At 64.5% G+C, this 23,366-nt stretch carries 25 protein-coding genes; 10 read left to right on the plus strand and 15 right to left on the minus strand.

Annotated features, from left to right (window positions below):
* Positions 1-2: 2 nt before the first annotated feature.
* Entirely contained in the window at positions 3-1,712 is a 1,710-nt protein-coding gene (locus tag PPN31114_RS12305) for an acid phosphatase (RefSeq protein WP_150679773.1), read from the minus strand.
* Positions 1,713-1,869: 157 nt separating this feature from the next.
* Entirely contained in the window at positions 1,870-2,781 is a 912-nt protein-coding gene (locus PPN31114_RS12310; protein ID WP_150679774.1) for a LysR family transcriptional regulator, read from the minus strand.
* 147 nt (positions 2,782-2,928) lie between these two features.
* Between PPN31114_RS12310 and PPN31114_RS12315 the strand changes: the two genes are divergently transcribed.
* Both PPN31114_RS12315 and PPN31114_RS12320 read left to right on the plus strand, forming a co-directional pair.
* Positions 2,929-3,678 carry a DsbA family protein gene (locus PPN31114_RS12315; protein ID WP_150679775.1) on the plus strand — a complete coding sequence of 250 codons (750 nt, stop codon included), beginning with the start codon at positions 2,929-2,931 and terminating at the stop codon, positions 3,676-3,678.
* Between the two features lie 74 nt (positions 3,679-3,752).
* Positions 3,753-4,373: an NAD(P)-dependent oxidoreductase gene (locus PPN31114_RS12320; RefSeq protein WP_150679776.1), complete on the plus strand. Its 621-nt coding sequence runs from the start codon at positions 3,753-3,755 to the stop codon at positions 4,371-4,373.
* A gap of 109 nt (positions 4,374-4,482) precedes the next feature.
* On the opposite strand, the gene alkB is transcribed toward PPN31114_RS12320, so the two are convergent.
* The 5 genes from alkB to PPN31114_RS12345 form a co-directional block, all read right to left on the minus strand.
* Positions 4,483-5,163 (minus strand): DNA oxidative demethylase AlkB, encoded by a 681-nt coding sequence (gene alkB / locus PPN31114_RS12325; protein WP_150679777.1) that lies wholly within the window; start codon positions 5,161-5,163, stop codon positions 4,483-4,485.
* Positions 5,160-5,906 (minus strand): 2OG-Fe(II) oxygenase, encoded by a 747-nt coding sequence (locus PPN31114_RS12330; protein WP_150679778.1) that lies wholly within the window; start codon positions 5,904-5,906, stop codon positions 5,160-5,162. The genes alkB and PPN31114_RS12330 overlap by 4 nt, the downstream gene beginning before the upstream one ends.
* Positions 5,903-7,036 carry a bifunctional DNA-binding transcriptional regulator/O6-methylguanine-DNA methyltransferase Ada gene (gene ada / locus PPN31114_RS12335; protein WP_246182523.1) on the minus strand — a complete coding sequence of 378 codons (1,134 nt, stop codon included), beginning with the start codon at positions 7,034-7,036 and terminating at the stop codon, positions 5,903-5,905. The genes PPN31114_RS12330 and ada overlap by 4 nt, the downstream gene beginning before the upstream one ends.
* A gap of 203 nt (positions 7,037-7,239) precedes the next feature.
* Positions 7,240-8,229 (minus strand): copper resistance D family protein, encoded by a 990-nt coding sequence (locus tag PPN31114_RS12340; RefSeq protein ID WP_150679780.1) that lies wholly within the window; start codon positions 8,227-8,229, stop codon positions 7,240-7,242.
* Complete coding sequence (locus PPN31114_RS12345) at positions 8,229-8,681, minus strand: copper resistance CopC family protein (RefSeq protein ID WP_370865867.1); 453 nt, start codon at positions 8,679-8,681, stop codon at positions 8,229-8,231. Before PPN31114_RS12345 ends, PPN31114_RS12340 begins: the two co-directional genes overlap by 1 nt.
* A gap of 496 nt (positions 8,682-9,177) precedes the next feature.
* On the opposite strand from PPN31114_RS12345, the gene PPN31114_RS12350 reads away from it, so the two are divergent.
* Together PPN31114_RS12350 and PPN31114_RS12355 are read left to right on the plus strand one after the other, a co-directional pair.
* Entirely contained in the window at positions 9,178-10,428 is a 1,251-nt protein-coding gene (locus PPN31114_RS12350; RefSeq protein WP_150679781.1) for a GTP-binding protein, read from the plus strand.
* Positions 10,425-10,925, plus strand: coding sequence for a 6-pyruvoyl trahydropterin synthase family protein (locus tag PPN31114_RS12355; protein WP_306439714.1), 501 nt, complete (start codon positions 10,425-10,427; stop codon positions 10,923-10,925). The genes PPN31114_RS12350 and PPN31114_RS12355 overlap by 4 nt, the downstream gene beginning before the upstream one ends.
* A gap of 119 nt (positions 10,926-11,044) precedes the next feature.
* On the opposite strand, the gene PPN31114_RS12360 is transcribed toward PPN31114_RS12355, so the two are convergent.
* A complete protein-coding gene (locus tag PPN31114_RS12360) occupies positions 11,045-11,764 on the minus strand; it encodes a pirin family protein (RefSeq protein WP_150679782.1) in 720 nt (239 codons plus the stop codon).
* A 354-nt stretch (positions 11,765-12,118) separates the two neighbouring features.
* On the opposite strand from PPN31114_RS12360, the gene PPN31114_RS12365 reads away from it, so the two are divergent.
* Positions 12,119-12,988 carry a PhzF family phenazine biosynthesis protein gene (locus PPN31114_RS12365; protein WP_150679783.1) on the plus strand — a complete coding sequence of 290 codons (870 nt, stop codon included), beginning with the start codon at positions 12,119-12,121 and terminating at the stop codon, positions 12,986-12,988.
* 49 nt (positions 12,989-13,037) lie between these two features.
* The gene (locus PPN31114_RS12370) at positions 13,038-13,616 is read left to right on the plus strand and encodes an IMPACT family protein (RefSeq protein ID WP_150679784.1); all 579 of its coding nucleotides are present in this window, start codon (positions 13,038-13,040) and stop codon (positions 13,614-13,616) included.
* 51 nt (positions 13,617-13,667) lie between these two features.
* Here PPN31114_RS12370 and PPN31114_RS12375 read toward each other — a convergent pair whose 3' ends face one another.
* The 7 genes from PPN31114_RS12375 to PPN31114_RS12405 form a co-directional block, all read right to left on the minus strand.
* The gene (locus tag PPN31114_RS12375; protein WP_150679785.1) at positions 13,668-14,180 is read right to left on the minus strand and encodes a cupredoxin domain-containing protein; all 513 of its coding nucleotides are present in this window, start codon (positions 14,178-14,180) and stop codon (positions 13,668-13,670) included.
* Positions 14,177-15,523 (minus strand): multicopper oxidase family protein, encoded by a 1,347-nt coding sequence (locus PPN31114_RS12380; RefSeq protein WP_150679786.1) that lies wholly within the window; start codon positions 15,521-15,523, stop codon positions 14,177-14,179. Before PPN31114_RS12380 ends, PPN31114_RS12375 begins: the two co-directional genes overlap by 4 nt.
* Positions 15,520-17,115, minus strand: coding sequence for a TolC family protein (locus PPN31114_RS12385; protein ID WP_246182524.1), 1,596 nt, complete (start codon positions 17,113-17,115; stop codon positions 15,520-15,522). The genes PPN31114_RS12380 and PPN31114_RS12385 overlap by 4 nt, the downstream gene beginning before the upstream one ends.
* Positions 17,112-17,621 carry a hypothetical protein gene (locus tag PPN31114_RS12390; protein WP_150679787.1) on the minus strand — a complete coding sequence of 170 codons (510 nt, stop codon included), beginning with the start codon at positions 17,619-17,621 and terminating at the stop codon, positions 17,112-17,114. The genes PPN31114_RS12385 and PPN31114_RS12390 overlap by 4 nt, the downstream gene beginning before the upstream one ends.
* A gap of 216 nt (positions 17,622-17,837) precedes the next feature.
* Positions 17,838-18,317: a hypothetical protein gene (locus PPN31114_RS12395; RefSeq protein ID WP_150679788.1), complete on the minus strand. Its 480-nt coding sequence runs from the start codon at positions 18,315-18,317 to the stop codon at positions 17,838-17,840.
* A gap of 68 nt (positions 18,318-18,385) precedes the next feature.
* Positions 18,386-18,790 carry a hypothetical protein gene (locus PPN31114_RS12400; protein WP_150679789.1) on the minus strand — a complete coding sequence of 135 codons (405 nt, stop codon included), beginning with the start codon at positions 18,788-18,790 and terminating at the stop codon, positions 18,386-18,388.
* Entirely contained in the window at positions 18,787-19,137 is a 351-nt protein-coding gene (locus tag PPN31114_RS12405) for a hypothetical protein (RefSeq protein ID WP_150679790.1), read from the minus strand. The genes PPN31114_RS12400 and PPN31114_RS12405 overlap by 4 nt, the downstream gene beginning before the upstream one ends.
* Before the next feature lie 604 nt (positions 19,138-19,741).
* On the opposite strand from PPN31114_RS12405, the gene PPN31114_RS12410 reads away from it, so the two are divergent.
* The 4 genes from PPN31114_RS12410 to PPN31114_RS12425 all read left to right on the plus strand — a co-directional run bounded on the left by PPN31114_RS12410 (position 19,742) and on the right by PPN31114_RS12425 (position 23,366).
* On the plus strand, positions 19,742-20,251 hold the full coding sequence (locus tag PPN31114_RS12410; RefSeq protein ID WP_150679791.1) for a hypothetical protein: 510 nt from the start codon (positions 19,742-19,744) through the stop codon (positions 20,249-20,251).
* A 304-nt stretch (positions 20,252-20,555) separates the two neighbouring features.
* Positions 20,556-20,819: a hypothetical protein gene (locus PPN31114_RS12415; RefSeq protein ID WP_150679792.1), complete on the plus strand. Its 264-nt coding sequence runs from the start codon at positions 20,556-20,558 to the stop codon at positions 20,817-20,819.
* Between the two features lie 440 nt (positions 20,820-21,259).
* Positions 21,260-22,288, plus strand: a complete 1,029-nt coding sequence (locus PPN31114_RS12420; protein WP_246182573.1) for a porin — start codon at positions 21,260-21,262, stop codon at positions 22,286-22,288.
* 229 nt (positions 22,289-22,517) lie between these two features.
* Complete coding sequence (locus PPN31114_RS12425; RefSeq protein WP_150679794.1) at positions 22,518-23,366, plus strand: 3-hydroxybutyryl-CoA dehydrogenase; 849 nt, start codon at positions 22,518-22,520, stop codon at positions 23,364-23,366.

The following is a 23,366-nucleotide window of genomic DNA, read 5'->3' on the forward strand; positions in this document are numbered from 1 at the left end:
CATTACGAGAACGACAGCGTCTTCGTCAGATCGCCCGGCGGCATCGCGCCGCGCGAAGCGAAGGCCGCATTGCGATGGGCCAGGCCTTCGAGCGTGGGCAGGTCGTACAGGCGCGTGATGAAGCGCAGGACCGACGTGGTGTCGTAGAACGTGTGATCGACGTTGCCGCGCTTGGCGAACGGCGACACGACGAGCGCCGGAATGCGCGAACCCGGACCCCAGCGGTCGCCCTTGGGCGGTGCGACGTGATCCCACCAGCCGCCGTTTTCGTCGTACGTAATCACGACCATCATGTTTTGCCACTGCGGCGACTTCATCAAGTGCGCGAGGATGTTCGCCACGTGCTGATCGCCCGACTCGACGTCCGAATAACCGGCGTGCTGGTTCAGGTTGCCTTGCGGCTTGTAGAACGTCACGGCGGGCAGCTTGCCCTCAATGGCGTCGGCAATGAACTTGTTCGAAATCGGACCGTCGCCCAGACCGCCGTCGCGCAGGTGTTCTTCACGCGCGGCAGTGCCCGGCGCGAACTGTGCGAAGTAGTTGAACGGCTGATGGTGGTACTGGAAGTTCGGCGTATCCGGGCCGCCCTTGTGATCGAGCGCGGCTTGCCATGCACCCGCATACCACGCCCACGACACGCCCTTCGCCGAGAGCAGATCGCCGATGGTGGCGTAGTTTTGCGGCGGCAGCGTGCTCGGGTTCGACGCATCGGCAAGGCGCTTGTCGCCGGTGGCCGACGGCTTGATCGGCGACGGCTGGTAGGCCGGCATCATTGTGTTCACTGCGAAGTTATCGGGCGTGATCGCGCCATCGCGCACGAACTTCGGCTTGCCATCGGCGGCGGAGGCCGGCGATTCCGCATGCACGGCCAGACGCACGCCTTGCGGGCCGTCGGCGAGTACGGCGATCTTGTCCTTGGCCGGGCTTTGCGCGGCGTTCGGATAGACCGGCGGACGGCCCGTGATCAGGAACTGGTGATTCAGGAACGAACCGCCGAAGGCCGCCATGAAGAAGTTGTCGCACATCGTGTACTGCTGCGCGATCTTGTACATGTTGAGCGTCTTGGCGGTTTCGCCGTAGTAGCCCATGACGAGGCCGCCCGAGTCGGCCCATGCGGCGAACTGGTTGTTCGTGCCGTCGGCGATCTGCATCTGGTTTTGCCAGAACAGGTGCCAGAGATCGCGCGTGATGACCGATTCCGGCAGCAGCTTGCCTTCGGTGTCTTTGAGCATGAACGGGGCGTTCGGCTGGCGGGCGATGTCTTTTTCGGTGATGTGGTACTTCTTGCCGCCGATGGTCTGGGCACGGGGCACGAGACCGTCGAAGATCGGCGGCAGCAGCGACATCGGCGACTTGCCGTCGCGGTCGACTTGCGTGTAGGCGGAGGCGGGTACTTTCGAGAGCGGCTTTTCGACGCCGGGGAAGTCGGCGAACAGGTTGTTGAAGCTGCGGTTCTCGAGGTAGATCACGACCACGGTCTTGATATTGGCCTTGAGCTGGGCGTCGAACGTGCCGCCTGCGGCGACAGCGGTCGGGGCACCGGCACCGCCTTCGGCGGCGCAGCCCGTGAGGGCCGTGGTGGCACCGGCAGCACCGGCGGCGCCGATGGCGGCCAGCCCTTGCAGAATGCGGCGGCGCGACGGGTCCGACGGATTGTCGTCCTGGCTGTCGAGGGCGGGATCGTGCGGCTGGGGCGTGGCGTCGTGCGTCATGATGTCCTTGTTTGACCGGTCGGGCTTTAGTGCGCGCGTGGGCGCCCGCAAGGGTCGGCAAGGTGCGACGTACGAGTGAAGTCGTCACCCTGCCCGGGCGGGCGAGGCAGACGACGTTTTTACGCGGGGATTGTGACAATTAAGTGACGAAATCGAGTCACTTGCCGGAGTAACCGCTGTCTTCAAACAAACCGGTGTGGAATTGCTCGACCAAATCGTCGAGCAGCGCGCGCAGGGCGCTCGGCATTTGTTTGCGCGACGTGTAGACGCCGTACACCGTCATTTCCCGTGGCACATAGCCGGGCAATAGCGCACGCAATGAACCGTCGCGTAAGTAAGGCAACGCTGCGTAGACCGGCTGCATGCCGATACCGGCACCGGCGAGCGTCGCCGACAGCAGCACATTCGCCTCGTTCGCCGAGAGGTTGCCGCCGACCGGCACACCGAGCGGCGTGCCCTCATGCGTGAACTGCCACAGGCTCTTGCCGAAATACGTGTAGGTCAGACAGTTGTGCAAAGCCAGATCCTCGGCGCGCGTCGGGGTGCCGTGGCGTTGCAGATACGACGGCGCGGCGCACACGACGGAATGGCACGTCGCCAGCCGTCGCACGATCAAACCCGGCGCTGGCTCAGACGTGACCCGAATCGCCAGATCGATGCGTTCGTCGACGAGATCGACGGTGCGGTCGGCCACCACGAGGTCGATGGCCACGCCCGGATGCCGCGCAATGAAGCGCGTGACTGCCGCCGCAAGAAACGCCTGCCCCAGCGACGTACTGCACGCAACGCGTAACAAACCGCGCGGGGTGGTGTCGTCGTGCGACACGCTGGCAAGATCGTCCGCGATCCCGAGCATTTCGCGGCAGCGTGGCAGCGCATCGACCCCGGCCTCCGTCAGACTCACCGCGCGCGTCGTGCGGTGTAGCAAGCGCGTGCCGAGCCACGCCTCTAGTTCCGCCAGATAGCGCGAGACCATCGCGCGCGACATGTCGAGCCGCTGCGCCGCCGCCGTGAGCGAGCCGCGCTCAGCTACCTCGGTAAAGACACGCATGGCAGTCAGCCGGTCCATGATTTGCTCGATCGATGCAACAAAGTGATCGTCATTATGGGCTTTTTCTGAGCGATTGGAGTGTCTACGATGTCATTCATAGAGCGCGTCGAGGTGAGTGTGTCGACGCAAGACTGCTGGCACTACCGTTCAAGAGGACACCCCGCAATGACGCAAGCCCGTTTGCATTACATCGCCGATCCGCTATGTGGCTGGTGCTACGCCGCCGCGCCGCTCGTGCGTGCTGCCCGCGATGTGGCAGGTCTGGACGTCGCGCTGCACGGCGGCGGCATGATGGCGGGCCCGAACGCGCAGGCCGTGACGCCGCAACTTCGCAACTACGTCATGCCGCACGACCACCGCATCGCGGCGCTCACCGGACAGCCGTTTGGCGACGCCTATTTCGAAGGCCTGTTGCGCGATAGCTCCGCCGTGTTCGATTCAGCACCGCCGACGGCTGCCGCACTGGCCGCCGAGGCGCTGGCCGGGCGGGGGCTCGATATGTTCGCGGCGCTGCAAAAGGCGCACTACGTCGACGGCCGACGCATTGCGGATCGTGACGTACTCATCGACATCGCCACAGAACTCGGCCTCGATCGGCAGGCATTCGCCGATGCGTTCGACGCACAAGACGACGCCGCGCTCATGCGCCATTTCCGCGAGAGCCGCGCGTGGCTGACCCGCGTGGGCGGCAGCGGTTTTCCGACCTTTGCGCTGGAAATCGATGGTCAGCTCGAACGTTTGGAACCGGGCCGCTATCTCGGCAAGCCCGAGGCTTGGCGCGACGCGTTGCGTGAGCGTCTGCTGGCGGCCGAATCAGCCCGATCGGCACAATCGGCCCAATCCGGTGCTACCGCTGGCACGGGCGACGAGACGAACACGCCCCCGCAATGCGGCCCCGACGGCTGCGCAATCTGATCACAGCGGCAGACGCAGCATCGCAAGACGGCGCGGCGTCGGCCGAATTTCCCCTCACCCCAAGGAGTTTCCCGATGAAAGTCGCATTGATTGGTATTACCGGCCGCGTGGGTACGCGTGTGGCCGCCGAATTGCTGCAACGTGGTCACACGGTCACGGGCATTGCGCGCAACCCTGAGCGCGTCGAGGCCGAAAAGGGCCTGACCGTGGTGAAGGGCGACGCCGCCGACCCCACATCGCTCGCGCCGTTGCTCGCCGGAAACGATGCCGTGATCAGCGCCGGGCGCTTTGTCTCGATGGACGCCGCCAAGCTGATCGACGCTGTGAAGCGTGCAGGCGTGCCGCGTTTGCTCGTCGTTGGCGGTGCTGGGAGTCTGGAGATCGCACCGGGTAAGGCGCTCATCGATACGCCGGAATTCCCCGAAGCGTACAAGGCGGAAGCCAGCGCCGGGCGCGACTTCCTGAACGTGTTGCGCGCTGAGCCGAAAGATTCGTCGCTGAACTGGACTTTCCTGTCGCCGTCGGCGTTGTTCGAGCCGGGCGAGCGCACGGGCAAGTTCCGTCTGGGCGGCGATGGCCTGCTCGTCGACGCCAACGGCAAGAGCTGGATTTCGATGGAAGACTACGCCATCGCGCTCGTCGACGAACTCGAAAAGAACCAGCATCCGCGCGCCCGTTTCACGATCGGGTATTGATCGATCGTTGGCGGGGGCTTGTGAGGGGCGGTCGCTGACCGCCCCTCGTCGTTTTCAGGCGGCGGTTTATCTGAGCGCGATGTATTCGTCCCGCGCCAGAAGGCCGATGTCAGCGCGCTTGCCGGAAGGTCAGGTTATAGCGCACGGCGTTGGCGTCGAAGCTGCCTTCCACGCTGGCGATGCCGTGATAGACGAGCCGCGACGGCCCGCCCCACACCACCACGTCCCCCGGCTCGAGCCGCACTTTGCGCGTGCGGTCGCTGCGTTGCAAGCCGCCCCACAGAAAGATCGCTGGCAACCCCAGCGACACCGAGACGATCGGTGCTCCCATCTCGCGTTCGTCACGGTCTTGATGGAGCGTGAGCCGCGCGTCGAGCGAATAGCGATTGATAAGACAGGCGTCGGGTTTGAAGTTGTCATACCCGGCCGCTTGCGCAGCCTCGCATGCCAGTGTCACGAACGATGCGGGCATCGCAGGCCACTCGCGGCCGGAGAGCGGGTCGTGGCTGCCATAGCGATACCCCATCCGGTCGCTGATCCAGCCCACCTCGCCGCAATTCGTCATCGCGACCGACATGCGCTTGCCGCCTGGTGTGAGCCAGTGGCGCAGCGGCGCTTGCGCGACGATCGCGTCGATATCGCTCTGTAGCGCGGCAACGGCTGTGCGGGCATAGCCGCGCAGCACAAAGGCCCCCGGGGCGAGTTCATCGGAGGAGATGCCACGCTCGCCGGATGTAGCGTGGGGGTCGCGTGGATCGTGCGCGTCGTGGGCAAAGAGATCGAGCGTCATGTGGCGTCGTGCAGAATCAAACCCAGTGTGTGCCGATGACCGCTGCGAAGCCGACTCACGCCGTGTCGAAGATTGACGCGATACACGCCTCGCGTGCCCTTCACCGGCCGGTGATTGACGGCGAATACCACGGCATCGCCGCGCGTGAGCGGCACCACTTCGGCGCGCGACTGCATGCGCGGGCGCTGCTCGGTGAGCACGAACTCGCCGCCAGTGAAATCGTCGCCGGGTTGTGAAAGCAGAATGGCCACCTGCAACGGGAACACGTGTTCCCCATAGAGATCCTGATGCAGGCAATTGTAGTCACCCGCGCGATATTTCAGCAGCAGCGGCGTAGGGCGGCGCTGGCCCGCCGCATGACACTTGGCGAGAAACTCGGCGTGTGTCGGCGGGTAACGCACGTCGATGCCCATTGCGGCATGCCAACGGTGCGCAATCTCGCGCAGCGGCGCGTAAAACCCCTCGCGCAGTTCCGCCACGAGCGGCGGCAACGGATAGGCGAAGTACTGGTACTCGCCGAGACCGAAACCGTGACGCGCCATCACCACCCGGCTGCGAAAACGCGACGACGTCGGCGTAATACTTGGTCGACCATCGGTGTCGCCGTACATCGCCACGATGGCAGCGCATTCGTCGGCGCTCAGCAGCTTCGGTACGCACGCAGCGCCAACGCCGTTGAGCTCGTCTTCGATGGTTTGCCAATCGAGGGTCTGCACCCGGTTCAAGGGTTCGCGCGCCGTCATAGCTTCCCCTTTGTGCCCATACCGGCTGCGCCGCCCGCGTCTGCCTGTTCGTGAGCGAGCAGCGCGCGTTTGCGCTCCACACCCCAGCGATAGCCTGACAAGCCGCCGTCGTGACGCACGATCCGATGGCATGGAATTGCCACGGCCAGTGTGTTCGAGGCGCAGGCCTGTGCTACAGCACGCACCGCACGCGGCGACCCGATGCGCTCGGCGATATCGGAATAACTCGCGACTTCACCTGCGGGCACATCGCGCAGCGCCTGCCACACACGCTGTTGAAACGCGGTGCCGCGCACGTCCAGCGGCAGCGACAACCCAACACGCGGCGATTCCACAAACCCCACCACTTGTGCCACCCAGCGCTCGAACTCGGCGTCGGCACCGGTGAGTTCCGCCTTCGGGAAGCGATCTTGCAGTTCGTGCACGAGTGTTTCCGGATCGTCGCCAAGCGAGATTGCGCACAGGCCACGCGGCGTCGCGGCAACGAGTAGCGCGCCAAGCGAGCACTGCGCGACGGCGAAGCGAATCGTCTCCGCCTGCCCGCCCGCGCGAAATGCAGCGGGCTTCATGCCAAGCAATGCCCCGGCGTTTTCGTAGAAGCGGCCATTGGAATTGAAGCCGGCGTCGTAGAACGCCGACGTCACGCTACCGGAAGCGGGCAGCGCGTCACGTACACGCTCGGCTCGGCGACCGTTGGCATAGGCGCGCGGCGTCACGCCGGTTACCGTGCGAAACAGGCGATGGAAGTAGTGCGAGCTCAGACCGGCCTCGGCGGCGAGATCTTCCAGGCGCGGTGCGACATCGGCGGTGTCGATACGACGGCATGCCGCAGTAATGAGTGCCGCATGACGCGCATCGAGCGAGCCCTGGTCCGGCTTGCAACGCCTGCACGGACGAAAGCCCGCCCGCTCGGCGGCAGCCATATCGGCGTGAAACGCAACGTTCTCACGCAGGGCAAGGCGCGCGCCGCACGACGGGCGGCAATACACCCCGGTCGTGCGCACGGAATAGAAGAATTGACCATCGGCGTCTTTGTCGCGCGCCGCGACGGCGGCCCACTTGGCGGCATCCGTGGCATAGCGCGTGGCGGAATCATCCGAAGCGTGTACTGCGATGGAAGGTTCACGCACAGCCTTCGAACGAGATTGCGTCGGGCCGGGTTGCGTCGAGCTTCCTGCACGCGGTTCACGGACTGAAGACTTGGTACTCACTTGATTGGCACACATCGCAGTGTTCTCCCAATGACTGATGACTTGCCTTCAGTTTAGGGAGCGGGTGACGATGCCGCGCTCCGGTTCTTGCTATTGAATTCTGCCGAGGCCGCCCGCGCGGGTCAGACCCCTGGCGGCATGGTGGTGCCGAGCTTGGCGGCAAGGCTCATGACCATGACCAGGACGAGCGCTTCGATGGCGATGACACGCGCGAAGGCCGTCGTGTCCAAATGCGTCTCCCCGGTATCGAGGACCAGGCGCGGCAGAAAGTGCCAGCGATTCCATGCGCCAAGCAGCGCAGCGCAAGCGACGAGTATCAGCTTGGTAATCAGCCACGCGAGATACGGCGCGTTCTGCGGCTCGAACCACGTCGACGGGGTTTCGCCCAACGTGCGCCACGCGTTGAACGCACCGGTGACAAGCGCGACAAACATCGCCAGCGTCGCCACCGACGACAGGCGTTCGCCATAGGCCGCGCGCGCGCCGACCGGCCAATGCCGCCAGCCCGGAATCACGCAACCCGCGACGAGCAGCACGCCCGTCCATGTGGCGGCCGCGCCCACGTGCAGCGTGTGCACCCCGATGGCAAGCCACGGCATCGCGGCGTCGGCGGCATGGCCCGTGCCTGCGCGGGCGAGCGCCAGCAACACGGCGCCGGCCGCATAGATCATCCGGGCATGCCGTTCCTGCTGATGCTCGCGGCGGTGATGACGATCACGCGGATCGTCGGCGACCGGCGGGGCATTGCGCAAACGCCGACGCGCATCGAACCACGTCCACGCGCCTGCGCAGAGCAGCGCGACGCCGAGGCCCGCCACCCATTGCATGCGGCCGTAATGCGATAGCGTGAGGACCTGCCACACGTCGCTCAGCATCGCCGTCGTGGTTTCCCAGTCGCCACCAGTCATCGCCTGCGTACTCGCCAGTACGTAGGCAACCCACGCGACGACGGCCAACCCGGCAGCAAACCCCGGCAGTACCCGTAAGGTCAGCCCGCGTCGCACCGCGTGTGGGCTGCGCAGCAGCAATACCCCCAGCGCCAGCGCGAGCGCAAGGTTCAGCAACCCGGCGGTCGCCGGTTGCCAGGTGCCCGCTGCGAGATCGGACGGCATCACTTCACAGTGAACTTGAAGCTGCCTTTCGTGCGGTGCCCGTCATTCGCCACGGCGACCCAGTTCGCCTGATAGTCGCCCGCCTTGAGGGGCGGCAACGCGACCGTAAGCGTCTTGCGTGCGGCGTCGAGTTCGGCCTTCGTCTGCGTGACCGGCTTGCCTTGCGCGTCGACGACGGTCAGTGTCGAAAAGGCCCCTTCAAGGGCCGAGTCGAACGTGACGCGTACCGACTTCGGCGCGTCGACGCTCGCTTGCGCAGCAGGCTCGCTCGATACCGGGTGCGCGTGGGCCCACGCGCCTTGGGACGCGCCCATCAGCCCGATGACGGCGGCGACGGCGAGCCCACGTGCCGCGTGGCGCAGCGACTGCATTGCGGGCGTGAACAGATCGATCATTTTGCTCGGAGTGCCTGAAGCACGTTGGGTGGGCGTGGCGTAAGAGGTCTTTGGCATACGCGTATCGAGTGGGGTGACAAGGGTGATTGGCAGGGCGATGTTGAGCATCGGCCGCCTCACCATCAGCGGCCTGTGCCGCTCGCGCAGTATCGCAGACCTTGATGACCGATGCAGCCGCTCGCGGGTTCCGCAATAAGGGGGATGAGAAGCGGGATCTAAGCGGGATGAAAGCGGGACGAATAGCGCCGCACCGGGGGCTTGTTCTATTTTTGCAACTGAGTTGCAAAAATAAGATTCTCCCCGTATGATCGCGCCATATTGCAACTCAATTGCATTTTTGCGGCGACATTTCGTTGCAGCCCCGTATGCGCGCCGACGCGTTTCGTTTCGGCCCGACGCCTGCGCCGGTCCCCCCGACGGCGCGCGCCACCGGCGTCCCGCCCTGTGCGCTGCTGGCCGCTTCCAGCCTCACCCAGGCTCCGGCAGCGCCACACCCCTCGCGAGCGTCGTCGGCGTGCATCCCTCCGGGGCTTTACCACAGGATCGATCCACCATGACTTCTCAACTCACTGCTGCCGGTGGTGCCGACCGCCGTCTGCCCGTCACCGTGCTTTCCGGCTTCCTCGGTGCTGGCAAGACCACCTTGCTCAATCACGTGCTGGGTAACCGCGACGGCTTGCGCGTGGCTGTCCTCGTCAACGATATGAGCGAGGTCAACATCGACGCCTCGTTCGTCGCGCGGGGTGCCGAGAACGCGGGCGCAGCGCTCTCGCGTACCGAAGAGAAGCTGGTGGAAATGAGCAACGGCTGCATTTGCTGCACGCTGCGCGAAGACTTGCTGATTGCGGTGCGCGAGCTCGCGCAGGACGGACGCTTCGACTATCTGCTGATCGAATCGACGGGCATCGCCGAGCCCATGCCGGTGGCCGCGACGTTCGAATTTCGCGACGAAGCGGGCCAATCGCTCGCCGATGTGGCCCGTCTCGACACGATGGTGACGGTGGTCGACGCGCTGCACGTGCTCGAAGACTTCAACGGTCTGGATACGCTGGCACAGCGCGGTGAAGTGGCCGGTGAAGAGGACGAGCGCCGTCTGGCGGAACTGCTCACCGAGCAAATCGAGTTCGCCGACGTGGTCGTGGTGAGCAAGGTCGATTGCGTCGATGCCACGCGGCTCGACGCGGTGAAGGCGTTGATCACTGGGCTCAATCCGTCGGCACGCATCGTGTTGGGCGAGCGCGGGCAGGTGCCGTTGAACGAAGTGCTGGGCACGGGCCGCTTCGACCCCGAGCGCGCCGAGCAGATGGCGGGCTGGGCGCAAGCGCTCGCGGGCGATCACGCGTCGGAAGCCGACACTTTCGGTGTGACGAGCTTCGTGTTGCGCCAGCGCGAGCCGCTGCACCCGGCGCGCTTTGCCGCCTTCATGGGCATGCCGCTGCCAGGGCTGATGCGCGCGAAAGGTTACGTATGGGTGGCGAATCGTCCGGCATGGGCGCTTGCGTATTCGCGTGCCGGGAATACGGCGACGCTGGAGCCGGTCGGTCAATGGTGGGCAGCGGCAGACCCGGACGTGTGGCCGCCGTACGGCGATCCGCAGCGCGACGCGATCGAAGCCAGTTGGGAAGCCCCGTGGGGCGATCGCATCAACGAAGTCGTGTTCATTGGCCGCGACATGGATCGCGTCGCCATCGAGTCGGCGTTCGAGGCGTGCCGTCTTGGCGTGGTCGAACTGGCGCAGGGCGACGCCGCGTGGCGCGACTCGCAGCACGCGCTGCAACTCGACATACCGAGCGACGCTGCATGAGTGGTGTGGGGCTGATGGGCGGCTTCAAGGGAAGGGGGGGCGTGGGCGGGTCGCACGGCGGCGCGGAAATGTCGGCAAAGGCGGCGGCGAACGCGAACGGGGCTGTTGACCGCGCGCAGTTCACGCTGTCGCGCAGCTTCGTTTTTGAAGCGGCGCATACGCTGGCACGCCGCGATATCGATCCGCCGAGCATCGACGCGAGCCGTCGCATTCATGGCCACAGCTATCGGGCGACGGTCGAGGTGACCGGCAAGCCGCAGGGCGAGACGGGCATGGTGCTCGATCTCGCCATCTTCGACGACGAGTTGTCGCGCGTGCGCGAGCGGCTGGACCACCGGTTGCTCGACGACGTTGCAGGCCTTGGCCCTGCCACGCTCGAAAATCTTTGCAGTTATATCTGGCGAACACTGGCACCGCAGCTCGCGGGTTTATCGCGTGTGACGGTAAGCCGCGATGCGCGCGGCGACGCGTGTTCGCTCGTGGTTAGCCCGTCGTAGTGGCGTAGTGCTCTAATGGCAACGCGCCATAAAAAAAGCGGACGGCCCCGTGGGAGCCGTCCGCCATCGATGATTCGCGCGTTGCGGCAACCCTTCGCCGCAAGTCACGTCACCTAGTCTTAGAAGTCGGGCGTTTCGATCGGACGCAGATCGAATACCAGCACTTCGGCATCGCGTCCGTTCGAGAGCGTGAGTGCCGTTTCTTCGCGCACTCGCACGCCATCGCCTTCGCCCAGCGCCACACCGTTGAGTTCCACACTGCCGCGTGCAACGTGCACATAGGCATAGCGGTTCGGTGCAATGCTCAGCGTGGCCGATTCGTCACCGTCGAACAGTCCCGCATACACGCGCGCATTCTGATGAATGTGCAGCGAGTTGTCGGCGCCGTCCGGCGACATGATCAGGCGCAGACGGCCGCGCTTTTCTTCCGGCGTGAAACGCTGTTGCTGATACTCCGGCGTGATGCCCTTCTCGTTCGGCACGATCCAAATTTGCAGGAAGTGCACCGGCGACGTCGGCGAGTGATTGAACTCGCTGTGCGCCACGCCGCGCCCGGCACTCATCAACTGCACGTCACCCGGCTCGATGACCGACCCGGTGCCCATGGTGTCCTTGTGTTCGAGCGCGCCTTCGAGCACGTACGAAAAGATCTCCATGTCGCGGTGCGGGTGCTTACCGAAACCTTGTGCCGGTGCCACGCGGTCGTCGTTGATCACGAGCAGATCGGAGAAGCCGACTTGCTTCGGATCGTAATAGTTGGCGAACGAGAACGTATGGTGCGAATTGAGCCAGCCGTGGTTGGCAACGCCTCGGTCAGCAGCTTTTCTGATGTCCAGCATGATGGGCTCCTTGGGGATCTGAATCAGTAAGAGGCGGTGTTGATTGCCTCGATGACTCACATTTTAGGGTCCCCACGCAGAACTACAATCCGTCTGAATTGTGAATTATTGTCATGTCATAGGTGACAATTGATTCGCGTTGAATCCGCGAGTTTTCCCGTGCGGTGGCGGAACATTCCGACCGCATCGGTGAGATTTGCCGAAAAGTCGCGTGTAAATGGCAAAGCTGTGCGGTCGCCGCGCACATTGCCGCACGATGTGCGAGACTACGAGCCTTCTTTCGCATGACCCACCGGTCGTCTTGCGACACCGCCGGACCTGTCAGCCTGACCGCCCCCAACCTGGAGATTCGTCATGAGCCGCACTTTTGCTTTTCGCATCGTCAACGTTTTCGCCGAGACCACTTTCGGCGGCAATCCGCTGTGCGTGTTCGAGGACGCGCGTGGCATGAGCGACGACGAGATGCGAGCGCTGGCGCGACAGTTCAATCTGTCCGAGACGACGTTCATCCTGCCGTCGGAGACTGCCGACGCCCACGTGCGGATCTTCACGCCGGGGTATGAAATGCGCTTTGCCGGGCACCCGACGCTGGGCACGGCCCACGTGTTGCGCGCGATGCGTAACCTCGGCGATGCGCTGACGCTGCAATTCGCCGCAGGCCTCGTGCCGGTGCAGGCCAACGGCGATCACTGGACACTCACAGCGCCGTCGCACGGCGAGCCGAAGATCGCCAAAGCAAAAGAAGCGGATGCTGACATCGCGGCATTGGTCCGTCTGTCGCGTGACGATCTGGCGCAATCGCCGCAGTGGGTCGACACCGGTGCCGATCAATTGTTGATTCCGTTGAAGAACGCCGATGCCGTGGCCCGCGCAACGCCGGACAGCGCACGACTGGAGCGCTGGCCGCTTTCGAGCCTCGAGCGCAAGACGGGCTATGTGTTCTCCATCGACAGCGAGAAGGGCGGCGAGTTGGAGGTGACGGCACGCTACTTCTTCACCACGCAGGGTGGTGGCGTGAGCGAAGACCCGGGCACCGGTTCGGCGTGCGCGAATCTGGGCGGCTGGCTGATCGGCCAAGGTTACCCGTTGCCCGTACGTGCGCGTGTGTCGCAGGGCGACGCCATTGAGCGCCCGTGCCGGTTGACGCTGGAAGTGACGGCCGAGCGTGAGATTCGTGTCGGCGGTAACGTGATCGAACTCGCGCGTGGCGAAGTGAGCCTGTAAGGCCCTAGGGAAGACGCGCGGCGAAAGCCGCGCAGGGAGAATTCAACGGATGTACGCATTGGCAGCACCGGTCGAGGTTGAACTGGACATCAGGAAGAGCCGGTTCATTGGCATCGTCATGCCTGTCGCCACGCGCGAAGCGGCGATGCGCGAACTCGACGCGTTGCGCGTGCGCTATCCCAACGCCACGCACTATTGCTGGGTGTTGCTGTGCGAGGGCGCGTCGGGGTTCGACGACGATGGCGAGCCAGGCGGCACGGCGGCCAAGCCTATGTACAACGTGCTGATGCACAAGGAATTGGCCAATGTGTTCGCCGTCGTGGTGCGTTACTACGGCGGCATCAAATTGGGCGCGGGCGGCTTGACGCGTGCGTACGGACAAGCGGTGAGCGAAGCGTTGAAGCTGGCCACGCTCACCGCGGTCGAACCGATGGCCGAGCCGCAATACCGGTGCAGCTTCGCCCATGAAGCGATGCTGCGCCGGATTGCCGAACGCCATGCGGCCACGGTGCTCGACGTCAGCTACGACGACGGCGTCACCCTGACCTTGAGCCTCAAGGCGCGTGACGTCGACGCGTTCGAGGCCGAGGCCACTGAAGCCCTCAGCGGCGGACTCGAACGCGTCTAGGCGAGAGATTGTTCCAGCACTTGTCGTGTCGCCAAGGCCCGGTTGCCGGGATTACCGGACGTTGATGACGCCCTTCATGCCTGCTTCGTAGTGACCTGGCTCAAGACACGCGAAGTCCACTGTGCCCGCCTGCGTGAAGTGCCACACAAGCGTTTTGCGCTGACCCGGATCGACGGTCACCGCATTGGGCTCGGCGTGTGCCATGCCGGGCATCTGCTGCATCATCTTCGCGTGATCGGCCAGCGTGGCCGACGTTCCGAGCATCATCTCGTGACGAACCTTGCCGCTATTGGTGACGACGAAACGTACCGTATCGCCACGACGTACCGTGAGCGTGCCCGGCGAGAAGCGCATGGTGTCGCGCATGTCGACTTCGACGGTGCGCGTCGCTTGGGCCTCGTCACCCGCTTCACCGATGTTGGCGGCGGCGCTGTCGCCATGGCTGTGTTGCATGCCATGCATGGCATGCGGATCATCGGCAAACGCGGGCAGGCTCAGACCGAGTGCCGTGGCAGGAATGAGCAGGCGCGACAGCAACAGACGGACGAAAGACGAACGAATCATGATTTGCCTCCGGTAACGGGCGGACGGTGAGAAGAAGGTAGGGTTGCAGCATTGCCTTGCCACGGACTCGCGACCGAGCCCCGTGGCGCGCCGGGTTTCTGGGCATACCAGCCCGGATCGCGATAACTGTCGCGCGGCAGGTCGCGCCGCACTTTCACGGTGGTGAACATGCCGCCCATTTCGATCGGTCCATACGGGCCGGTGCCGGTCATCATCGGCAGCGTGTTCTCGGGGAGTGGCATTTCCATGCCGTTCATCGACCCTCCGGTTTCCCCCATCGCCATATAGTCGGGAATGATGCGCGCAATTTTGCCCGCAATCTCGCGCTGATTCACGCCGAGCATCGTGGGCACCTCGTGGCCCATGGGGTTCATCGTATGGTGCGATTTGTGGCAGTGGAAAGCCCAGTCGCCAAGCTCGGTAGCGTCGAACTCGATGGCGCGCATCTGGCCCACGGCGACATCCGTCGTCACTTCCGGCCACTGTGCCGAGGGCGGCACCCATCCGCCATCGGTGCCCGTCACCTTGAACTCGTGTCCGTGCAGATGGATGGGGTGATTGGTCATCGTGAGATTGCCCACACGTATGCGTACCCGGTCGCCCTGGCGCGCCACCATCGGATCGATGCCCGGAAATGCGCGACTGTTCCATGTCCACAGATTGAAGTCCGTCATCTCGTTCACGCGCGGCGTGCGGGTGCCCGGATCGATGGCATACGCGTTGATGAGGAACACGTAATCGCGATCGACGGGCATCGCCGCCGGATCTTTCGGATGCGTGACCCAGAAACCCATCAGGCCCATCGCCATCTGCATCATCTCGTCGGCATGCGGGTGGTACATGAACGTGCCCGCCCGCTTCGCTTCGAACTCGTAGACGTACGTTTGGCCGGGCGCAATGGCACGCTGGTTGAGCCCGGCGACGCCGTCCATCCCATTGGGCAGACGCTGGCCGTGCCAGTGCACGCTCGTCGCCTCGGGCAGGCGGTTCGTGACGTACAGGCGCACACGATCGCCTTCCACGACTTCGATGGTCGGTCCCGGACTCTGGCCGTTGTAACCCCACAGGTTCGCTTGCATGCCGGGGGCAATCTCGCGCACGACGGGTTCGGCAATCAGGTGGAACTCTTTGACGCCGTTGCGCATGCGCCATGGCAGCGTCCAGCCGTTGAGCGTCACGACAGGGCGATACGGACGCCCGGTGGGCGGGCTGTGCGGAGACGCCGTACTGGCGTCGCTGCGTGTGGCCGCCTCGGGCAAGGCGGCAAGGCTGGTGCGCTCGACCGCGGCCGCGCCCATCACGGCGAGGCTGGCATCACGCAGGAATCGTCGGCGCGACGTCATGCGCCACCTCCATGGGAATGTGTTGAAGATGAGGAAGGCGAGGGCGCAGCGTTTTGCGCCCCGTTTTGTGCCCCGGTCTGCGCCGCGGGTGCTGCGTCATGCTGTGCCGCTGTGGGCGCTGTGGGCGCTGTGGCGGCTGTGGGCGCAGCAGGCGTCGAAGGCGTCGCAGGCATCGCTGGTGAGTCGGCATGCGCGTCGCCGCCGCCGAGGCTTTCCCTGAACGCGGCATCCGCTAGCCAGAAGTCCGACGTCGCATCGATGTAGGCCAGCACGGTGTCGCGTTGCTCGCGGGCGTCGGTGAGCAGATCGAACACGCTCGCGAGCATGCCGTTGTAGCGCAGCAGCAGTTCGTCCGAGACGCGTTGGCGCAGCGGCAGAACGGTAGTGCGGTAGTGCTCGGCGATGTCCCACGCAGCGAGCGCCTGGGCGCGACGGGTGCGCACATCGGCGCGCGCTGCGACGGCGGTGTCGGCCAATCGATCGACCCGCTGCCGATAGCGCGCTTCGGCACCGGCCACGCGTGCGCTGCCCCAATCGAAGAGCGGCACTTCCAGCGAAATTTCATAGCCCCGCTCATTGGGTGACCCCGTCGCGCTGTTGTCGCGATAGGACGTGTCGAGCACATTGATGAAGCGCGTCGCCTGCGTGAGACCGAGGTCGCTGGCCGTCGCGTCGAGCGCTGCGCGCGCCTCGCGAATATCCGGGCGCTCGCGCATCGCTTGAGCTTCGGCATCGGGCCACGCCGGACGCACGCGCGGCAACGCGGGCAGACGCGACGGCAACGTGAACGCGAGTTGTTGACCCCATAACCCCATCTGCCGAGCGAGGTGCTCGCGCGCCGTGTTGGCTTGCTCTCTCGCACGTGCCAATCGTGCCGCGGTATCGGCGTAGACCAGATTCTCTTGCGTTCGGCGCATCGCACTGAAGTTGCCCGCACGCGCCATGCCGTCGGCCAGTTCGCTGGCGGCCTGTGTGGCGACGCTCGTTTGCTCGAGAATCTCCACGCGCTCTTGTGCGGCGACGGCATCGATCCATGCCCGTCGGGTGAGCGTGGCTTGTTCGACGATGGCTTGGGTGACCTGCGCTTGCACCTGCGCGAAACGCCGCGCCTCGATGCGCGAGGCGAGCGGCATCGTCAGCACGCGAACGAAGTCGATGCCCCACGTGCGCTCGATGGCGATGTCACCACCACCTTGCACGCGCTGGAAGGCAAAGCGCGGGTTGGGCAGACGACCGGCCTGCACCAGCGACGCTTCCGCAATGCCGAGTTCCGCATAAGTCGCCTGCAAACCGCGATGGTTGATCAACGTGAGTTGCACGGCGGTGTCGATGTCGAGCGGTTTGGCGAGCAGGGCGTCGCGTTGTTCGGCGAGCGCTTGCGTTGCGGCGTCGTCGCGCGCCCAGACCGCCGATTTGCCTAATCGCTGCTGTGTGGCCTGCGCAACGGGGTCAAAGCCGCCATCGTCGCTAAAGGTCGCGCAGCCCGTGAGGGCCAGCGTGGCGATGGCGATGAGTGCGCCTTGCGTGCGACGGCGGTGCCGAGCCGGCGCCACATGACCCGCATTTGGCATGAGGCGGGACGAGGCCATCATCGCGTGCCTCCGCTCATGTTGTGCCCAGCATGCGGATCGGCGGCGGGCGCTGCGGCTGGCGGCGTTGGTGGCGTTGCGGGCGCTGCGGTTGGTTGCGTTGCGGGCGCTGTGCCGTGTCCGGTGTGGCTGGCGGCAGCGGCGGGTGTGGGCGTTGCTGCGTGCCCGCTGTGGGCGGCGGCGGGTGCCGATGGCATCGGCATGGCATGGCCCATCGCGCTGTGATCCATCGGCCCGCCACTGGATACGCTGGCGTTCACCGCGCGCCAATCGCCGGGCGGTACGGAAAGCGCAGGGCGTGTGAAGTCATGCATCACGCCGTGTTGGGGCGCGGGACCTGCGGGCGCGTCCGGGTTGGCGGGATCGTTCGCCGGTTGGGGATGCGCAGCGGCGGCAGGGGCCGATGCCATCTCGGTGGCCGCGCTGACCGGGAGTGCCGTGAAGGCCATCCACACCGATAGCGCGGCGGGCACGGTGAGCGCGTGCCGTCGCAGAAAAAGATACGTCATCGAAAGACTCGTCGAGCATGACGATGTCAGTGGCCCGCGTAATCCGGCCGGGCAACAAACATCGCAAGGTCATCTGACGAACGGACGCGTTGCACTCGCTGCAAGACAGCACACGACAGCGCGATTCAGCGCAGTGTGCGGATGTGCGAAGCGGGAAAACGGTCGGTTCGAACGGGAACGGTGACGGCGCGCAAGTTTCGCGCGAACGTCAGGCTGTCAGACGAGGACGGCTTTGGGAGGACGTTCCAAGGTGGCCACGAACGCGCTGGCGGCGGACGTGCGCAGGAACGGAATGGCAGCAGAAGGCTGCGCGTCGGGCGTGCGAATGGCCAGACTTTGCGGCAGCGCGGTGCAGACGACGCACGCCGCACAGGCCGAACAACTGGCGTGTTGCGAGTGCGAGGCAGATTTGTCGGCGGTGTCGGGCGCGCTGTCGTGACTCGACGCGTGAAGCGTCATGTCGTGCGCCCCGTCGCTGCCCGCCATCGCATCATGATGGCCGCCGTGCATCGCGTGTTGCATCGTGGCATCGCTGTGCGACATCCCCAGCGTCAGTGTCGCCATCGGGACAGCGAGTCGCGCCAAGGTCGCTACAGTGGCATCCGGCGCGCAATGCGTACGCAGCGCGGCCATGGCCTGTAAAGGCATGGTCACGCACAGCAGCCACAGCACGAGGAGTTTGCGCCAGCGATTCATGCCGCGCAGTCTAGCATTGACGAGTTGCCGCTCGCAAATATGCAGGGGCGTGCTGCCGATGTTTGCCGTCAGTGCTCGAACAGATGGAACGACTCGAAGAGCATGCGCCGTCGCGAGAGGACGACGAGATTGACGATACACACGACGGCCACGAGCACGAACAACGTCGCTGACACTTCGATGGTGTCGCTCGCGAGAAACGAGATGAGCGTGAGCGCGGCCATCAGTCCGAGCAATAGCCAGTGAAGCACAGCAGCGAGCCGAAGCAGCCGCTCGGATTGCGCGACCAACACGACCAGCGACACGTAGAACGGGGCGGCCAACAGCGCCAGTGCGAAGACGGCGAGCATCACACCCAGCACGCTGGCGAGCATACCGTGCCCGTCGGCGGCGCTCGCTTGCACACCGACCACCGTGGCCGCAGCGAGATAGAGCAGCATCAAACCATCAAGAATGATCGCGAGTCGGTTCATGACATCTCTCCGACAGGGGGTGGTGCCTCGGGACCGCACAGGTTGAGCCAGCCAGTCGCGGCGTCGATGGCCGCAGGGTCTTGCGCGGCCTGCACGCGGTAGATGGTGACGTTGCCCGCATCGTCCGCGCAGAACATATCGCGTTCGAGATCGGCAATGACGTCGAGTCGCTGCTGAAACCGGTAGAAGCCGAGCGGCGTCAGGTCTTGCACCAGCGCAGCCAGGGTTTCGGGATAGAGATAGAGTCGTCGCGGCCAATGTCCATGGCGCCGGCGAAACTTGCCGAGGGCGCCGAGCACGTGGGCGAGCGTGCCGCCGTGTCCGCGCACGAAGGGGTCCACTGTCAACGACAGACAAGTGTCCACAATCACTCCGTTGACTTCCCGAAGTTGCGTGCCCGGTGAATATTGCTCTTGTGCTTTGATAGTTGCAGACGAAGGCGGCGGACGATATCCGCACTTTCGCTTAATCCGTCGTCATGAGTCTGCGGCGTAGTGCGTCGTCATGCGTTGGCAGAGAACCTGCCGCACATAAGGAAACCGGCGGGCTAAGCCGCCGGTTGAGGCCCCATCGGGGCATCGCCAGCCGCGTGTACCGGCGCGGCATGGTAAGGGCCAAGGAGACTTGGCACCAGGGGGCGCTGCCACAATGCGCTGAACCGTCGCCGGTTCCGGTCGCGCCCATGCAGTTGGACTGCCATCCGAGTATAGGTCGCGAAGCTGACGTGACAATCGGCCTTTTGGATGAGCGGAGCACCCGCGCGAACTAACTGACGTGTCAGCACTCGAATTGGCGCACCATTTCCCCTGTCACCGTGGTTTCGCCTTCGCGGCGTTTGCGTTCTAATGACGCTTTTGATGCCGCACCCTATCGCGCCCAATCGCGCCCGATGGCTTTCGATTGCGCCCGATTGCGCCGTTTTTGCCCGAGGCAGGACAGTCAAACATTCCTATGATGGCAACGAATTCTCTACAACGATGGGCTCTGCTCGCTTGCCTGTGCGCGGCGCAGACGGCCTTTGCCGCCGATCAGTGCGAGGGCATCCTCCTGCTGGCCAAGAGCGCGCAGAACGGTTTTGAAGACATCACCGGCCCGCTCGCGGCTAAGAACGATCGCGGCGAGAGCTACCAGGCGACCTATTCGGTGCCCGGCGGCGACTGCAAGGTGTTTCGCGCGACCGGTCTCGCACCGACCTACGAGTGCATCTGGGACTACCAGAAGATCACGCCGATGGATCTGCGCACGCAGGCGCAAAGCTTCGCCACGCAAGTCTCGCGCTGCACGCGCGGCGTGACCACCCTGCGCACGACGACGACCAACCCGGCAGGGCTGCCCGCCGAGTGGCAGAGCGCGAGCAAGAAGTACGCGCGCCCGGTCAATTTCACGGTTACGGCGCAAGACCTGGTGACGCCGCGCGCTGAGCGCATTCGCGAGATTTCGCTGTCGGTCGAGAAGCAGTAACTGAAGCGAAGCGGCACCGGCCCCATGGTGGCCGCCGTCATCCGGCGACGTGCGTTGGCGCGTCGCGCGTGTTGGTTGTCGTATGCGAATCAGGCGGTTACAAACGGTTGCACACCGCCGCGCGCGTTAACATCTTTTCGGTCGACGCTCGTTCGGCTGTCCCGGTACATTCATTCTTGAGGCGTATGGCGCAGGCATGATCTGCGCGCGCGAATGCCGCTGCGGCTTCGCGCCAAGGACGCCTCGTGCCAACCGGCCCCACCCTCGGGCCGGACGATGTCGGTCGAAAGCCGGCGGTATCGAAATGAGTGCCCGTATTCGCTGTTGTCTCCTATTGCTGCTGGTGTGCGCCTATCCTGCCTGGGCAGAAGGCGGGCGCGGGCGCGACCCCCTCGATGTGAACAAGGCGTCGCTGCGCGAAGACATCAGCCGCTTCAGCGCCGACCGCGGTCGCGGTCAGCAGGCTTACCCGAACTGGGCCGCCCCGGCCGAGCCGCGCGAGCGGCAGTACACCCCGCAAGGTGCCCCGCGTGGCCCTCAAGGCGGCGGTGGACGCCGCGGACGCTGACCCGCTAGCCCGTTTCCGGCAAAACCCCCTTCCGCTTTCCCCTGAGTGCACCGAATGTTGCATATGTGCAACATCGGAATCGTGCGCTCGCACCCAATGCCGACTCTAGGTCGCGCTTCATGACTGCCCATCAATCGCGCATGTCACGGCGTATGTGAGCGTTCGCTAACCCGGCAATATAAGGGATATATCGATCCCGTTATACCGAGGTTAATTGTGGCGCGGGTGGTCGTCTGAATTTTGTCTCCCCACCATTTCCCAGCCGCTTCATGTGGCGATTTTTCTCTGCGGTTTCGGCGTACCGAGGCCGCAGGTGCTGTGCGAGAATCACGGCCGTTCAACAGGGAGGCGCTTCGCAAGTGAGCGCCGGCAGGGCCCGCGCAGGGGCGGGAGCAGGCACACAAAATACTCAAACCAAGGAGAAGTCAATGAAGCGGAGCATGGCCAAGGGCCTGGGCGGGGCACTCATTCTGGGCGCGTGCATGAGCACGTCGGCGTTCGCACAGTCGAACGTCACGCTGTACGGTCAGGTGGATGCCTTTGTGGGCGCGGTGAAGAACCCGGGCGGCAATACGGCATGGACGCAGGGCGGCGGCGGTATGTCGACGTCGTACTGGGGCATGAAGGGCAATGAAGACCTCGGTGGCGGCCTGAAAGCCGTGTTCGTGCTCGAAGACTTCTTCCGTCCGCAGACGGGCCAGTACGGTCGTTTCCAGGGCGACTCGATGTTCTCGCGCAACGCGTACGTCGGCCTGTCGTCGGACACCGCCGGTACCGTCACGATCGGCCGTCTGACCACGTCGTACTTTGTCTCGACGATTCTGTTCAACCCGTTCGTCGATTCGTACACGTTCAGCCCGATGGTGTTCCACACCTTCATCGGTCAGGCCGGCCAAGGTATCGTCGGCGACTCGGGTTGGAGCAACGCCGTGATGTACACCACGCCGAACTTCAAGGGCCTGTCGGGCAGCGTCTCGTACGCGTTCGGCAACAAGGCTGGCGAAACCGGCCAGAACAAGTGGAGCGCCTCGGCGCTGTACTTCAACGGTCCGTTCGCTGCGACCGTCGCCTATCAGCAAGTGAAGTTCGACTCGGTGCCTGACGATATGGCCGGTATGCCGGGCTTCCGCAGCCAGCAAGCCGTGCAATTGGGCGCGACGTACGACTTCCAGATCGTGAAGCTGTTCGGTCAGTACCAATACATCCGTAACAACGTGACGGGCGGCGGCGTGTCGGAAAACGGCGGCCAGCTCGGCGTGTCGGTGCCGCTGGGTAACGGCAGCGTGCTCGCGTCGTATGCGTACACGAAGAGCTCGGGCGCGACCAACGTCAACCGCAAGACCTGGGCGCTGGGTTACGACTACCCGCTGTCCAAGCGTACCGACATCTATGCCGCGTACATGATGGACAAGGTCAGCACGCTCTCGACCGGCAACACGGCCGGCGGCGGCATTCGCATGAAGTTCTGATCGCGCGCGGTGTGCGCGGCGACGCGCGCACCGTCCGGTTCCAGAGAGGGGGCAGGCGCCAATTTGGGGTGCGTCTGTCCCCTTTCTTTTTTCCGCCCGAGATGTCGCGCCACACGCGTCTTGCCCGCCGCTGCCGAGTTCCGCAGAGCGGTTTCATGTGTCACCGATCCGGCGTGTCCGCGCTATGATTTGTGCACCGAAAATCCACCATAGACGGAGCAGAGACGACATGACGATTCAACACGTTGGCATCATTGGCGCGGGCACGATGGGTAACGGCATTGCACAGGCGTGTGCCGTGGCGGGTCTGCCGGTCACGATGGTCGACATCAGCGACGCCGCCGTGAACAAGGGGCTGGCGACGATCGCTGGCAGTCTCGATCGCCTGATCAAAAAGGACAAGCTCACGACGGCGGAAAAAGACGCGGCGCTCGCCCGCATCTCCACGTCGACCGACTACGCCGCGCTCGCCGGTGCCGATATCGTGATCGAAGCGGCCACCGAGAACTTCGACCTGAAGGTGAAGATTCTCAAGCAACTCGAAGGCGTGGCGAAGGCCGATGCGATTCTCGCGTCGAACACCTCGTCGATCTCGATCACCAAGCTTGCCGCCATCGTCGCGAACCCGTCGCAGTTCATCGGCATGCATTTCTTCAACCCGGTGCCGCTCATGGCGCTCGTCGAGATCATTCGCGGTCTGCAAACGAGCGACGAGACGCATGCCCGCGTCGAAGCGCTGGCCCGTCAACTCGGCAAGTCGCCGATTACTGTGAAGAATGCGCCGGGCTTCGTGGTGAACCGTATTCTCGTGCCGATGATCAATGAAGCGTTCTTCGTATTGGCGGAGAACCTCGCGACGCCGGAAGAAATCGACGAAGGCATGAAGCTCGGCTGCAATCACCCGATCGGGCCGCTCGCACTAGCCGACATGATCGGGCTCGACGTGTGTCTCTCGGTGATGAACGTCTTCTACGAAGAGTTCGAAGACTCGAAGTACCGCGCCTGCCCGCTGCTCAAGGAAATGGTCGCTGCGGGGTATCTCGGCCGTAAGACCGGGCGCGGCGTCTACACGTACTAA

The sequence above is a fragment of the Pandoraea pneumonica genome, assembly GCF_902459645.1.
GTDB lineage: Bacteria > Pseudomonadota > Gammaproteobacteria > Burkholderiales > Burkholderiaceae > Pandoraea > Pandoraea pneumonica.

Excerpts from the sequence above, each read along its gene's own strand:
- alkB (WP_150679777.1), bottom strand. The coding sequence starts at position 5,163 with ATGACGCTCGATCTCTTTGCCCACGACGCGCACGATCCACGCGACCCC.
- PPN31114_RS12315 (WP_150679775.1), top strand. The coding sequence starts at position 2,929 with ATGACGCAAGCCCGTTTGCATTACATCGCCGATCCGCTATGTGGCTGG.
- PPN31114_RS12355 (WP_306439714.1), top strand. The coding sequence starts at position 10,425 with ATGAGTGGTGTGGGGCTGATGGGCGGCTTCAAGGGAAGGGGGGGCGTG.
- PPN31114_RS12345 (WP_370865867.1), bottom strand. The coding sequence starts at position 8,681 with ATGCCAAAGACCTCTTACGCCACGCCCACCCAACGTGCTTCAGGCACT.
- PPN31114_RS12370 (WP_150679784.1), top strand. The coding sequence starts at position 13,038 with ATGTACGCATTGGCAGCACCGGTCGAGGTTGAACTGGACATCAGGAAG.
- PPN31114_RS12395 (WP_150679788.1), bottom strand. The coding sequence starts at position 18,317 with ATGAATCGCTGGCGCAAACTCCTCGTGCTGTGGCTGCTGTGCGTGACC.
- PPN31114_RS12385 (WP_246182524.1), bottom strand. The coding sequence starts at position 17,115 with ATGATGGCCTCGTCCCGCCTCATGCCAAATGCGGGTCATGTGGCGCCG.
- PPN31114_RS12375 (WP_150679785.1), bottom strand. The coding sequence starts at position 14,180 with ATGATTCGTTCGTCTTTCGTCCGTCTGTTGCTGTCGCGCCTGCTCATT.
- PPN31114_RS12390 (WP_150679787.1), bottom strand. The coding sequence starts at position 17,621 with ATGACGTATCTTTTTCTGCGACGGCACGCGCTCACCGTGCCCGCCGCG.
- PPN31114_RS12305 (WP_150679773.1), bottom strand. The coding sequence starts at position 1,712 with ATGACGCACGACGCCACGCCCCAGCCGCACGATCCCGCCCTCGACAGC.
- PPN31114_RS12340 (WP_150679780.1), bottom strand. The coding sequence starts at position 8,229 with ATGCCGTCCGATCTCGCAGCGGGCACCTGGCAACCGGCGACCGCCGGG.
- PPN31114_RS12350 (WP_150679781.1), top strand. The coding sequence starts at position 9,178 with ATGACTTCTCAACTCACTGCTGCCGGTGGTGCCGACCGCCGTCTGCCC.
- PPN31114_RS12320 (WP_150679776.1), top strand. The coding sequence starts at position 3,753 with ATGAAAGTCGCATTGATTGGTATTACCGGCCGCGTGGGTACGCGTGTG.
- PPN31114_RS12410 (WP_150679791.1), top strand. The coding sequence starts at position 19,742 with ATGATGGCAACGAATTCTCTACAACGATGGGCTCTGCTCGCTTGCCTG.
- PPN31114_RS12330 (WP_150679778.1), bottom strand. The coding sequence starts at position 5,906 with ATGACGGCGCGCGAACCCTTGAACCGGGTGCAGACCCTCGATTGGCAA.
- PPN31114_RS12425 (WP_150679794.1), top strand. The coding sequence starts at position 22,518 with ATGACGATTCAACACGTTGGCATCATTGGCGCGGGCACGATGGGTAAC.
- PPN31114_RS12310 (WP_150679774.1), bottom strand. The coding sequence starts at position 2,781 with ATGGACCGGCTGACTGCCATGCGTGTCTTTACCGAGGTAGCTGAGCGC.
- PPN31114_RS12380 (WP_150679786.1), bottom strand. The coding sequence starts at position 15,523 with ATGACGTCGCGCCGACGATTCCTGCGTGATGCCAGCCTCGCCGTGATG.
- PPN31114_RS12360 (WP_150679782.1), bottom strand. The coding sequence starts at position 11,764 with ATGCTGGACATCAGAAAAGCTGCTGACCGAGGCGTTGCCAACCACGGC.
- PPN31114_RS12400 (WP_150679789.1), bottom strand. The coding sequence starts at position 18,790 with ATGAACCGACTCGCGATCATTCTTGATGGTTTGATGCTGCTCTATCTC.
- PPN31114_RS12420 (WP_246182573.1), top strand. The coding sequence starts at position 21,260 with ATGGCCAAGGGCCTGGGCGGGGCACTCATTCTGGGCGCGTGCATGAGC.
- PPN31114_RS12365 (WP_150679783.1), top strand. The coding sequence starts at position 12,119 with ATGAGCCGCACTTTTGCTTTTCGCATCGTCAACGTTTTCGCCGAGACC.
- PPN31114_RS12415 (WP_150679792.1), top strand. The coding sequence starts at position 20,556 with ATGAGTGCCCGTATTCGCTGTTGTCTCCTATTGCTGCTGGTGTGCGCC.